10 protein-coding genes are annotated in these 12,663 nt (G+C 29.1%); 3 read left to right on the top strand and 7 right to left on the bottom strand.

What is annotated here, in order from left to right:
• Positions 1-188 precede the first annotated feature (188 nt).
• Positions 189-1,133, top strand: coding sequence for a tRNA dihydrouridine synthase (locus H518_RS0108050; RefSeq protein ID WP_028888580.1), 945 nt, complete (start codon positions 189-191; stop codon positions 1,131-1,133).
• A gap of 76 nt (positions 1,134-1,209) precedes the next feature.
• On the opposite strand, the gene H518_RS0108045 is transcribed toward H518_RS0108050, so the two are convergent.
• From H518_RS0108045 to pheT, 6 genes are all read right to left on the bottom strand, one after another.
• On the bottom strand, positions 1,210-2,520 hold the full coding sequence (locus H518_RS0108045) for a hypothetical protein (RefSeq protein WP_028888579.1): 1,311 nt from the start codon (positions 2,518-2,520) through the stop codon (positions 1,210-1,212).
• 45 nt (positions 2,521-2,565) lie between these two features.
• Positions 2,566-3,879: a DEAD/DEAH box helicase gene (locus tag H518_RS0108040; protein ID WP_028888578.1), complete on the bottom strand. Its 1,314-nt coding sequence runs from the start codon at positions 3,877-3,879 to the stop codon at positions 2,566-2,568.
• Positions 3,880-4,048: 169 nt separating this feature from the next.
• Positions 4,049-4,663 (bottom strand): LysE family translocator, encoded by a 615-nt coding sequence (locus H518_RS0108035; RefSeq protein WP_028888577.1) that lies wholly within the window; start codon positions 4,661-4,663, stop codon positions 4,049-4,051.
• A 73-nt stretch (positions 4,664-4,736) separates the two neighbouring features.
• Positions 4,737-5,774 carry a quinone-dependent dihydroorotate dehydrogenase gene (locus tag H518_RS0108030; protein WP_028888576.1) on the bottom strand — a complete coding sequence of 346 codons (1,038 nt, stop codon included), beginning with the start codon at positions 5,772-5,774 and terminating at the stop codon, positions 4,737-4,739.
• A 7-nt stretch (positions 5,775-5,781) separates the two neighbouring features.
• The gene (locus H518_RS0108025; protein ID WP_028888575.1) at positions 5,782-6,360 is read right to left on the bottom strand and encodes a hypothetical protein; all 579 of its coding nucleotides are present in this window, start codon (positions 6,358-6,360) and stop codon (positions 5,782-5,784) included.
• Between the two features lie 44 nt (positions 6,361-6,404).
• Positions 6,405-8,831 (bottom strand): phenylalanine--tRNA ligase subunit beta, encoded by a 2,427-nt coding sequence (gene pheT / locus H518_RS0108020; RefSeq protein ID WP_028888574.1) that lies wholly within the window; start codon positions 8,829-8,831, stop codon positions 6,405-6,407.
• 162 nt (positions 8,832-8,993) lie between these two features.
• On the opposite strand from pheT, the gene H518_RS20465 reads away from it, so the two are divergent.
• Positions 8,994-11,561 carry an endonuclease gene (locus H518_RS20465; protein WP_051263711.1) on the top strand — a complete coding sequence of 856 codons (2,568 nt, stop codon included), beginning with the start codon at positions 8,994-8,996 and terminating at the stop codon, positions 11,559-11,561.
• A 62-nt stretch (positions 11,562-11,623) separates the two neighbouring features.
• On the opposite strand, the gene H518_RS0108005 is transcribed toward H518_RS20465, so the two are convergent.
• Positions 11,624-11,920 carry a hypothetical protein gene (locus H518_RS0108005; RefSeq protein WP_028888573.1) on the bottom strand — a complete coding sequence of 99 codons (297 nt, stop codon included), beginning with the start codon at positions 11,918-11,920 and terminating at the stop codon, positions 11,624-11,626.
• A gap of 104 nt (positions 11,921-12,024) precedes the next feature.
• Between H518_RS0108005 and H518_RS0108000 the strand changes: the two genes are divergently transcribed.
• Complete coding sequence (locus H518_RS0108000) at positions 12,025-12,654, top strand: NUDIX hydrolase (protein ID WP_028888572.1); 630 nt, start codon at positions 12,025-12,027, stop codon at positions 12,652-12,654.
• Positions 12,655-12,663 lie beyond the last annotated feature (9 nt).

Below are 12,663 nucleotides of genomic sequence, written 5' to 3'. Positions count from 1 at the left end.
TACCATATCTTTAGTAGAAATTCTTAATTCCAAATAACTTTAAACCTTTTCTATTTAACTTGTTGTTTTTCTACGTTTTAAATAAAAACAGGGTTATTTTTATTTGTAATTCTTCTATTTAAAAAGTATAAAGTTTACAGTTAATTTTAAACCATAAGTAAGTTATATTTGCAGCTTATTAAATATTTATGAGTTTTACCTTACTTTCATCACCTTTACAAGGATTTACTGATTTTCGTTTTAGAAACGCACAACATAAATACTTTGGAGGTATTGATACTTATTATGCTCCATATATTCGATTAAATGGAAAAATGAAAATTAAATCGAGTTATGAACGTGATTTATTACCTGAAAACAATGATGCTTTAACAGTTATACCACAAGTAATTACAAACAATGCTGATGAGTTTTTATTTGTAGCTAAATATGTGCAGAGTTTAGGTTATAAGGAATTGAATTGGAACTTAGGCTGTCCGTATCCAATGGTTACAAAATCAGGAATGGGATCAGGATTAATTTGCAACCCTGCAAGAATTGATGAAGTATTACACAAAGCGCATAACGAAACTGATATTTTAGTTTCTATGAAAATGCGAATGGGTTATGAGAATAGTGAGGAGATATTACACTCCTTCCCTATTTTAGATAAATACCCATTAAAAAATATAGCTATTCATGCACGAATAGGTAAACAACTATACAAAGGTGGTGTAGATTTAGATGCTTTTCAGAAGTGTATAGATACCGCTAAACATCAACTATACTATAACGGAGATATTACTTCTGTAGCTGGTTTTAAAGCAATGCAAGAACGTTTTCCTAGTATTACTCATTTTATGATTGGTCGTGGCTTAATTGGTGATCCTTTTTTACCACAAATGATAAAAGACAATACAACCGAATACCCAAAAGATAGATGGAAACGTTTTGAAGCTTTTCATGACGAAATTTATCACCAATACGATGCTGCTTTATCTGGTCCAACTCCTATAAAAATGAAAATGCTAGGTTTTTGGGAGTATTTTTCTAAGTCATTTGCAAATCCTCAAAAGACCTATAAAAAAATTAAAAAGGCTGGAAATCCTAAAAAATATCAAGCTGCTGTTAAAGAAATATTAAGTAGCGAGTAATAATTCCACAAAAAAAACTGCGCTTTCTAATAATAGAAAAGAGCAGTTTTTGTAATTTAAAAAGTAATTAAAGTCCTTATTCTACAAGTTCTTTAGCTTTATCAAAAAGGTTTATTCCTTTATCTTTAATATCGTTCCCTACTTCCTTTAATTTATCTACAGATGTGTATTTGTTTAAGTTGTTTGTCATTTCTTTAAATTTATCTATAACAACAAACATTTCTTCAGTATGTGGTACATTTTGTTCTTTCATTATCTTTTCCCAATCTACTTGAGCTAACATAGAAAACATATATTTTGTCGCTATTTTACTTAAAAAATACTTATCATAAAAACCATTTAATACACTCTCTGGTTTTCTATTCTTTAAATATATTATAGCATCATCAATTTTGTTTTTATCATCTAATGATAACAAATTACTTGTTTTAAGTTTAACTAATGATGTTATTGCTTTTTCACTCTTGTTATTTTTTAAATACAAATAAGTTTCTATAGACCAAATAACTTCATTGTCTAACCCAATTTCTTTTGAATCTTTTAAAAATACTTCAAAATCTTCTAAAGCTCTATCTTCATCAACTTTTCTGTCCATCATTAACCTATCAAAAGCTCTAAATAAATGATTTAATGAATGAATCGCTAAATGTGTTTTCTCGTTAGTTAGATTCCCCCATTGAAACATAGACCTAGTATATGGCAAGTCGATATTTTTATTATTATCTAACCAATTTATATTTCTTGATATTTCATCTTCAGACATATAGTATAATCCTTTTTCAAAAAACAAAAAACCTCTAAAATACTGTAATAATGTTTTTATTTCTGTATCAGGTAATAATTCTGGTTTGGTTTTAGAGCATTCATATAAAGAAACTTCTTTACCCAAATCTTTACTTAGAATAACAATAGCACTTAAAACAGTATGTTCTAAATTCTGAACTACTTCTTTTTCTTTTCCAGAGTAATAAGGTCTTTTTTTACTAATAGAATCTCCATAGATTACATTAAAAGCATCTAATAATGGAGGAAATATATCTTCATCGGTTTTCATGATAAATTCCTCCATTTTTCTATAATCTCTATAAATAGAAATGTATTCTAACAATGATATGTTGTCAGGATTTTTAAAATCATGACTCATTAACCGCTTAGAAATTCTATCTATATCTGTTTTAAAAGATTTAAACTCTGTAGAGATAGTATCTTTAGTAATTGCTGATCTTATTAAAATTTTACCAAACTTATAAGGCATAATTTTATATGAATCTAAACTTTCATTTAGTGTTTTCTTATCTATTTCTAATAATTCAGTATCTGTTTTCTCTTTTTTAGAACAACTAACAAACACATTAATAATAAATAATAGTAAAAAAAATCTTTTCATAGTTTCCATCAATAATAAATACCAAGCTATTTTAAATAAAAATAGTTATGCTAAAGTAATACGCACTTTTTTATTCTTTAAACGTGTATTATTTAAATTCTCTATTAACTTTTTAGCCTCCGTAACAGGTACAGATATAAAAGCACAATCTTGTTTTAACTCAATAACCCCTAATTGATCTTTTGTTAAATTCCCTTTTTTAAAGAACAATCCTGCAATATCTCCTTTTGATATTTTATCTTTTCTTCCTCCCGAAATAAATAAAGTTTCCCAATATTGAGATTTTAATTTTTCTTTATGAGAAATATCCGCATTAGGTATATTTTGAAGAAACTCTGGTAAACTTTCTTTCTGCCATTTTAAAATATAAGCAGTTCCTTTTGCATTTACCCTTGCTGTTCTACCGTTTCTATGCGTAAACTCTTCTATTCTTTCTGGTAATTCGTAATGAATAATATATTTCATTTCAGGAATATCAATACCTCTTGCTGCTAAATCTGTTGCAATTAATACCTGACTTGTACCGTTTCTGAATTTTATTAGTGAACGTTCACGGTCTCTTTGCTCCATTCCTCCAGAAAAACAACTAAGAGCTATTTTATTTTTAGATAAAAACTCACTTACATGGTTTATACTATCTTTTAAATTACAGAATATAATTCCTTGTTCATTTCCTATGTGTTTTAATAAATCAATTAAGGTTTGATTCTTATTTTTTATAGGAGAAACAACCGTTTTTAAGGTTAATTGTCTAGATTTTTTTCCTGTTAAATAGTTTAATACTGTTGGTTTATTTAAACGTACAAATTCAGGAATTTCGGTCTCTTGTGTTGCTGATGTTAAAATACGCTTGCTAATGTTTGGTAATTGATTAATAATACCTCTCATTTCATACTCAAAACCTACCTCTAACGATTTATCAAACTCATCTAAAATTAAAGTTTTAATACTGTCTTTAGAAAAACGATCATTTGCAAAGTGATCTAAAATTCTACCAGGTGTACCAATTAAAATACTTGGTATATGTTTTAATTCAGTTTTATCTTTCGTCATTGAACGTCCACCATATACAGCATTCACTTTTAAACCTGTACCCATTTCGCGAATTACTTGTTCTATTTGAATCGCTAATTCTCTTGATGGTACTAAAATTAAAGTTTGAATTTCTTTATTATCAGGTTCAATCAACTTTAATGCTGGCAATAAAAAACCTAGTGTTTTACCAGTTCCTGTAGGTGAAAGTATTACTGTATTTCCAGTTGTTTCTATTACTGAAATGGCTTTTTTTTGCATTTCATTTAATTCATAGATATTTAATTTTGCTAAAATATCCTCTTGTGTTTTCACTGTAATTGCCATAATATTTAAATATCTATGAAATTTTTATTGACTGCAAAGATAGGTAGTCTTTTACAGCTTATTAATAATAATAGCTATGAAGTTCTTTAAAATCGATCGTAAAGTGCCTGACTTATCTTAAAAACAATTAAACAGTGTAAAAAAAGGGCTAAATGCTATCAAAAACAGTTTATAGCAAAATAAGTATTGCTATTACTATAAAAACTACAATTTGAGCCCATTTTAGAAATACACCTATCTTGGCATTCTTTTTTATAGAAGCTGATATACTTCCTGCTAAAATAGCAATAGAAGAAAAGATAATAAAAGACGTTATAATAAACAAACCTCCTAAAACATAAAACTGAACTACGGTTGAGATTGTTTCTGAAAATAAAAACTGCGGAAAGAATGCTAAAAAGAAAATTGTTACTTTCGGATTTAATACATTCATCAAAAATCCTTTTTTAAACAACTCGAGTGTAGATTTTTTAGCTACATTTTCAGTTGAAAATGCAATTTTTGCATCACTCTTATATACTTGGTATGCTAAATACAATAAATACGCAGCTCCAAATAACTTAATAATAAAAAACAACTTTGGGTTCTGATTTATAATTTCAGAAACGCCAAAAGCGACTAAAGTCGTATGAATTATACAACCACTCATTAAACCAGTAACTGTTGCTAAACCATATTTCTTACCATTTACAATACTTTGTGTAAGTACAAAAATATTATCTGGACCTGGTGAAAAAGCCAAAGTAGCAGTTGCTAATACAAAAGAAATGAGAGTTTCTAGCATTTTAAACGTTATTTGAAAACTAACTGAAATAATTATTTAATATAAATTAAATCAGTTAGTTTGTTAAATATATCTATTTAATATTCTTTAAAATCGCTTTATTTATTCTCTTTACCAAACTTGGCCCTTCATAAATAAAACCTGTATAAATTTGTACTAAATCTGCACCAGCCTCAATTTTATCTAAAGCATCTTTTTCAGAATGAATACCTCCTACCCCAATTATAGGAAATGCTTTGTTAGAGTTATCAGCCAAATACTTAATCGTTTTTGTACTTTTTTCTTTCACTGGCTGTCCACTTACACCACCATTACCAATTTCTTTTAATCGTTCTTCTGAAGCTTTTAAATTATCTCTATGTACTGATGTATTTGAAGCTATAACTCCGGCAATTTTAGTTTCAATAACCAGCTCAATGATTTCATCTAATTGTTGGTTATTTAAATCTGGAGCAATTTTTAAAAGTATTGGTTTTTTATTTACTTCTTTATCATTCGCTTCTTTAACTGCTGTAATTAATTCTTTTAAATAATCTACATCGTCTAATTTTGCGTGACTTCCAACATTTGGACAACTTACATTTAAAACAAAATAATCTACATACGGGTGTAAACCTTTAAAACATTCTAAATAATCAGCAGTATAATTTTCTGGTGCTATGTTTGTGTTTTTACCAATATTACCACCAATAATAATTTTTCCTTTATTCTTTTTTAATTGCGTTATTGCTGTCTCTAATCCTTCATTATTAAACCCCATACGGTTAATAATTCCTTGATCATCTTTTAAACGAAATAAACGTTTTTTAGGGTTTCCTACCTGTGCTTTAGGTGTAACAGTACCTATCTCAACAAAACCGAAACCAAAGTTTGCTAACTCATTATATAATACTGCATTTTTATCAAAACCAGCAGCTAAACCTACAGGATTTTTAAATGTTAATCCAAATAAATTACGCTCTAAACGTTTATCATTTACTTGATAAATACTTCTGAAAATTGCTGATACAAAAGGAATTTTCGATAAAAATTTTACTAAAGAAAAAGTAAAATAGTGTATTTTTTCAGGATCGAAAAGGAAGAAAATTGGTCGTATTATTAATTTGTACATATATTCTTTAATTTAAATAATTTTTAATGCTATTTCTAACTTTAGACAATTGTTCTTTTTGAATAATCTCTAGTTGAGAATAACATAGTTTTAACTCATCAATTAAAATTATTATTTCTTTTTGATTTAATTTTCTCTCCTCTTTCTTTGATAATTTTATTTTATGAAAAGCCTTGTTTATTCTTAAAGTAAATATTTTTGTATCATCATTCAATAAGTCTTCAAATATATTTATGTGGTGATGCGCATAGTTAGTATTAATTATAAATTTATTTTCATATAAACTTATTCTATTAGCTAATTCGCTTGAACCGATTTCATCGTCTGACAATAATTCAAAATGGGTAATTAATAAATTAATATAATTTAAAAATTCTAAATAGAATTCTGAAGCTTTTTTTGCTGCTTCAATTTTCTCTTTCCATAAAAAAGTTTTTACTTCTTTATTATATTTAATTTTATCATAATATCTATTTAAAACAATAGCAATTAAAGAAATTATTCCTGCACCAATAGCACCTCCAAATATTGAAGTCCATAAATTAGTGTTTGATTGACTTTCTTGAAACATTGTAAGTAAAACCATAATATTCAATTACAAAAAAGCTCCAATAAATTGGAGCTTATAAATTATCTTAAAACAGCTTCTAAATTCTTTTCGAATGTTTGCTGTAATTTTTGCATTATTTTATCGATCTGCTTATCTGCCAACGTTTTATTTTCATCTTGTAAAACAAAACTTACTGCATAAGACTTCTTACCATCAGGTAATTTATCTCCTTCATATACATCAAACAAATCTACCTCTTTCAATAATTTTTTCTCTGACTGAAATGCTAAATTATAAATTTCTTTAAATTCAACTTTATTATCAATTAACAACGCTAAATCACGTTTCACAGCAGGAAACTTAGCTAAATCAGCTACTTTAATTTTTTTCTTACCTGTTAATGTTAAAATATTTTGCCAGTTAAAATCGGCAAATAAAACTTCTTGCTTAATAGAAAACCCTTTTAATATGTTCTTTTTAACCACACCAAACTCAACCAACTTTGTTTTACCTAAGCTAAATACAATTCCTTCAGAAAACATATCTGATTTAATTGGAGATGTTTTTAAGTTACCTAATCCTAAACGGTTTAATAAGCTTGTTACAATTCCTTTTAAGTAAAAGAAATCTGAAGTTTTAGTTTCTGCTTTCCAGCTATCTTTTGTTCTGTTACCTGTAATAAACAGTGTTAAGTGTTTATCCTCTTGATATCCGCTTTCATATTTATGATATGTTTTACCAAATTCATAAAACTTTAAAGCATTATTTTTTCTATTAATGTTATATGCAACAGATTCTAAACCACTAAATAGTAATGATTGACGCATTACCTTTAAATCATTACTTAAAGGGTTTAACATCTCAACATTATGTTCCTCTTTTAAATCTTCTGATAAAGCTACATAATCAGCTTTTGTTAAAGAGTTCGCCATTGTTTCATTAAAGCCTAAAGCTGTTAATTGGTCTGCAACAATGTTTTCTACCTTAACATCTTTATTACTATCAAAAGAAATTGAAGTATTCAATTTATGTGAAAATTCAATATTATTATAACCGTAAACTCTTAAAATCTCTTCAATAATATCAGCTTCACGTTGTACATCAACTCTATAAGAAGGTATTGTTAACCCTAATCCTCCTTCTGTTTCACTGTTTATTTTTATTTCTAAAGAAGCTAAAATATTTTTTATCGTTTCTTTTGGAATTTCTTGACCAATTAATCTATATGCACCTTCATAAGATAAGAATACTTGAAAGTCTTCAATTTTCTTTGGGTAAAAATCTAGAATATCTGAAGACATCTTTCCTCCAGCATATTCCTCAATTAACAGAGCTGCACGTTTTAAAGCGTATTTTGTTAGATTAATATCAATTCCTCTTTCAAAACGAAAAGAAGCATCAGTATTTAACGCATGTCGCTTTGCAGTTTTACGAACTGAAACTGGATTAAAATAAGCACTCTCTAAGAAAATAGTAGTTGTATGTTCTTTAACTCCCGAATCTAATCCTCCAAAAACACCACCAATACATAATGGGTTATTATCAGCATCACAAATCATAATATCATCAGCAGATAATTCTCTTTCTACTTCATCTAAAGTTGTAAACTTTGTTCCTTCCTCTAAAGTTTTTACAATTACTTTACCACCTGCAATCTTATTTGCATCAAAAGCATGTAATGGTTGCCCTAACTCATGTAAAACATAATTTGTAATATCTACAATGTTGTTTTTAGGAGCTATTCCAATAGCTTTTAATCTATTTTTTATCCACTCAGGAGATTCTTTTACTTTTATATCAGTAATTGTAATTCCACAATAACGTGGTACTAAATTCTTGTCATCAACCTCAATGTCAACTTTTTGCGTACGTTCATCTACATGAAAATTAGATACAGAAGGAGAAATTAGTTCTAAATTTATTCCTTGTTGAATTAATCCTGCACGTAAATCACGAGCTACACCAAAATGACTCATTCCGTCAGCACGGTTAGGTGTTAAACCTATTTCGAAAACATAATCTGTTTCTATATTAAAAACCTCAGAGCAAGGAGTTCCTGAAACTAAGCTTTCGTCTAAAACCATAATTCCGTCATGACCATTACCTAAACCTAGTTCGTCTTCGGCACAAATCATTCCATGGCTTTCTTCACCTCTTATTTTTCCTTTCTTAATTTTAAAGGCTTCACCTTTATCATCATATAAGATTGTTCCAACAGTTGCTACAGGTACTTTTTGACCCGCTGCTACATTAGGTGCACCACAAACAATTTGGATAGGATTACCATCACCTAAATCTACCGTAGTAACTTTTAGCTTATCAGCGTTCGGATGTTTCACACATGTTTTAACCTCTCCTACTACTATACCTTTTAAGCTACCTTTAATACTTTCAACTGTTTCTATACCTTCTACTTCAAGACCTAGATCAGTTAATAACTCACCAGTTTTCTCTGCTTCCCAGTCTGTTTGTAAAAATTGTCGTAACCAATTGTATGATATCTTCATAATCAATCTCTAATTTTAGCCCGCAAATTTACGGAAAATAAAAGAATAAACTGCACTACTTTTCTGATAGTATTAATCACACTGATTATTAACTATTTAGTAACATTTGTTATAGCTAATAATTGTTTTTTTGCATTAAATCTAAATAGACCTTCAATTAACATGAAAAAATCATTACTCTTCATCTATCTTTTTATTTCATTTTCTTTATTTTCTCAAATACCATCCTATTATAATGATGTAAACTTAAACCAAACTAGTACAGCATTAAAAAATGCTTTAGCTACTAAAATAATTAGTACGCATGCTGTAAATTTATCGTATTCTCCTGAAGTATGGAATGCTTTAAAACAATCTGACTTAGACCCTACTGATAATAATAAAGTTATTTTAATTTATGGTTATAGTGATTCTGATGGGAATTATATAACAGACAGAACTCGTAGTAAAGACGCTAATGGTGGTTCTGCTGGATCACAATGGAATAGAGAACATGTATATCCAAAATCATTAGGTAATCCTAACTTAGGAACATCTGGACCAGGATCAGATGTTCACCATTTAAGACCTGCTGATATTTCTTTTAACGGACAAAGAAGTAGCAAGAAATTTGTTTCTGGTTCTGGTAATGCAGGTAGTCGTTCTGGCGGATGGTATCCTGGTGATGAATGGAAAGGTGATGTTGCTCGTATGATGCTATACATGTACTTACGTTATAATAATCAGTGTTTACCAAGTAATGTTGCTATTGGTACAGCTAATTCTTCTGATAGTAATATGATTAATTTATTATTACAATGGAATGCTGAGGATCCTGTATCCAGTTTCGAAGCACAGCGAAATCCAATTTTAGCAGGAATTCAGGGTAATAGAAACCCTTTTATCGATAATCCTGCTTTTGCTACGCAAATTTGGGGAGGTCCTCAAGCAGAGGATTTATTTGGTAATGGAGGTGGTTCTTCAGATACTCAAGCGCCAACTGCTCCTACTAATTTAACTACCGCTAGTATCACACAGACTTCTGTAAATTTATCTTGGATTAATGCTACTGATAATGTTGCTGTAACCGGATATGAAGTATATAAAGGAGCTACTAAACTAGCTACAACAGCTACAAATTCTTATATAGTAACAGGTTTAACAGCTGCTACAAACTATAGCTTTTCTATAAAAGCAAAAGATGCTGCTAATAACATCTCGACAGCTAGTAATACCGCTACAATAATAACAAAAGATGTTCCTTCTTCTGGTACTGCTACAGAATTGTTTATTTCTGAATATGTAGAAGGTTCTTCTAATAATAAAGCTTTAGAAATAGCTAATTTTACAGGTGCTACGATTAATTTATCTGGATACTCTTTAAAGAAAGCTTCTAATGGTGGCGGATGGACTAACACATTAAATTTAACTGGCTCATTACAAAACGGGAAGACATATGTAATAGCTAACACTAGTGCTTCAGCTACAATTAAAAATAAGGCTCAATTAACAGAAAGTAGCATTTCTTCTTTTAATGGAAATGATGCTATCGGTTTATTTAAAGGGAACTCTATTATTGATCTTATTGGAAACCCAAATAACTCTTCAACATTTGCTAAAGATAAAACCTTGCAAAGAAAAGCTACTATTAAATCTCCAAACACAACTTATACAACATCTGAATGGAACACTTTTTCAAAAGATACTTTTAATGGCTTAGGAAATCATACAATTGATGGTGGTGGCTCATCAGTAGATACCACAGCTCCAACTGCTCCTACTAACATGGCAGCCACGTCAATTACAGAAACCTCATTAACTTTAAACTGGACAGCTGCTACTGATAATATTGCTGTAACAGCCTACGATGTTTACAAGGGGACAACCAAAATAGCTACAATTACAAACACAAACTATACTGTAACTAATTTAACAGCTGCAACAAACTATAGTTTTTCTGTAAAAGCAAAAGATGCCGCTAATAATGTTTCAAATTCAAGTAATATAGTTAGCGTTACTACTCTAAGTACCGCTGTTACTTACTGTAATTCGAAAGGTAATAATGCTAATTTTGAATATATTGATAATATTGTTATTGGTGGAATTTCTAACACAACTACTGCGAACAGTGGTTATGGTGATTTTACTTCTCAAACAGGTAATTTAAGTTACGGAAACAATACAATTATTGTAAGTGCTGGTTTTTCAAGTTCATCATATACTGAATTTTGGAAAGTATGGATTGATTTTAATAAAAATGGAGTTTTTGAAAACAGCGAAGAAGTTGTAAGCGGATCTTCATCTAGCGCAGGTAACTTATCTTATAATTTTTCTATTCCGACCAATGTTTTAACAGGAACAACAAGAATGCGTGTTTCTATGAAGTGGAATGCAGCGCCTACCGCTTGTGAAGCATTTTCTTACGGTGAAGTTGAAGATTACTCTGTTAACATAGGTGTAAGTGCTAAAGGGAATAATAATTACAAAACTATAATTGATGGAAATTTAGGAGATGAAGCACCAATATTTAATGCTGCTATTTCCCCTAACCCTACCGCTAATTTTATAAAAATTGAAATGGTTGATGATAGAAATGCTAATTTTAAAATTACAAACATCATTGGTCAAGAGGTTTTAAAAGGAAAAGTAAATCATGCTAATATTAATGTATCTAACCTAAAAAAAGGAGTGTATATTCTTGAAGTAAATGACAAGCAAAGATCTTTTACTAAAAAGTTTATTAAAAACTAAACAACCTACATTTAAAATAAAAGGGCAATCATTAATGATTGCCCTTTTATTTTAAATAGTATCTAAACTTCAATTGTTGTTTTTGGCTCTTTAGAAGATGTAAGCACATGTGTATATAACCACATAAGTGTAAATGTTGGCACTATATCTAACCCTGGCATAGCTTCTTCAATAAAAGTAATAGCTGCTGCTATTTTACCTTTATTCCCTTTATACATTTTTGTCATTAAATAAGCTGATGCAGGAGCCCAAATCACATCAAAGAACTCTCCTACGCCTGGTATAGCGTATGATACTAATCCCATAGCATCAAACAATAAACTAAGTGCTAATTTTTTATATTTGTTTTTTATATTCATTTATAATAAAATTATTTATATTGATAACAAATCAAAATTCAAGCCAAATTATTCAATTTTCAACTTCTTAAATTAATATTTTTGCTCTAAAATACTAAAAACGTATGATTTTTACTGATTTTATAAATCAAATAGAGAAATTACAAAACAAATCTTTAGGAGGATTAACCTCACAAATGAAATTAGCTCCTAAACTAAGAACTCAGTTTTCTCAAGAATTAATTGATAGTAAAAATCCAAGGAGAGCTGCCGTTTTAGCATTATTTTATCCTAACAAAAACAATCAAACTTGTTTTTTACTAACCGAAAGAGCTAGTTATAAAGGAACTCATTCGGCACAAATTAGCTTTCCAGGAGGTAAAACAGAAAAAAAAGATAGTTCTTTTGAAATAACAGCCTTAAGAGAAACTTTTGAAGAAGTTGGTGTTATATCTGAAGAAATTAAAATTATTCGTCAACTTTCAGACTCTTATATTCCTCCTAGTAATTTTTTAGTTGCACCATTTATAGGCATGCTTAAAGAAAAACCTAATTTTAGTCCAAACTATGAAGTTGCTAATATTATAGAGGTTTTAATTAGTGATTTGTTAAATGACAACAATTTAACATCTGTAGAAATGGAAACTTCTTATATGAAAAACACTAATGTACCGTGCTTTAAACTAAACAATTATGTCGTTTGGGGGGCAACTGCTATGATGCTATCAGAAATTAAAGATTTATTTAAAGAGTAATAATTTCTA

This window comes from Tenacibaculum ovolyticum DSM 18103 (genome assembly GCF_000430545.1).
Classification (GTDB): domain Bacteria; phylum Bacteroidota; class Bacteroidia; order Flavobacteriales; family Flavobacteriaceae; genus Polaribacter; species Polaribacter ovolyticus.
This window is presented reverse-complemented; position numbering and strand designations above follow the sequence as displayed.

What these genes read in the sequence shown, in the direction of transcription:
- H518_RS0108050 (WP_028888580.1), top strand. Translation starts at nt 189, where the DNA reads ATGAGTTTTACCTTACTTTCATCACCTTTACAAGGATTTACTGATTTT.
- H518_RS0108045 (WP_028888579.1), bottom strand. Translation starts at nt 2,520, where the DNA reads ATGAAAAGATTTTTTTTACTATTATTTATTATTAATGTGTTTGTTAGT.
- H518_RS0108040 (WP_028888578.1), bottom strand. Translation starts at nt 3,879, where the DNA reads ATGGCAATTACAGTGAAAACACAAGAGGATATTTTAGCAAAATTAAAT.
- H518_RS0108035 (WP_028888577.1), bottom strand. Translation starts at nt 4,663, where the DNA reads ATGCTAGAAACTCTCATTTCTTTTGTATTAGCAACTGCTACTTTGGCT.
- H518_RS0108030 (WP_028888576.1), bottom strand. Translation starts at nt 5,774, where the DNA reads ATGTACAAATTAATAATACGACCAATTTTCTTCCTTTTCGATCCTGAA.
- H518_RS0108025 (WP_028888575.1), bottom strand. Translation starts at nt 6,360, where the DNA reads ATGGTTTTACTTACAATGTTTCAAGAAAGTCAATCAAACACTAATTTA.
- pheT (WP_028888574.1), bottom strand. Translation starts at nt 8,831, where the DNA reads ATGAAGATATCATACAATTGGTTACGACAATTTTTACAAACAGACTGG.
- H518_RS20465 (WP_051263711.1), top strand. Translation starts at nt 8,994, where the DNA reads ATGAAAAAATCATTACTCTTCATCTATCTTTTTATTTCATTTTCTTTA.
- H518_RS0108005 (WP_028888573.1), bottom strand. Translation starts at nt 11,920, where the DNA reads ATGAATATAAAAAACAAATATAAAAAATTAGCACTTAGTTTATTGTTT.
- H518_RS0108000 (WP_028888572.1), top strand. Translation starts at nt 12,025, where the DNA reads ATGATTTTTACTGATTTTATAAATCAAATAGAGAAATTACAAAACAAA.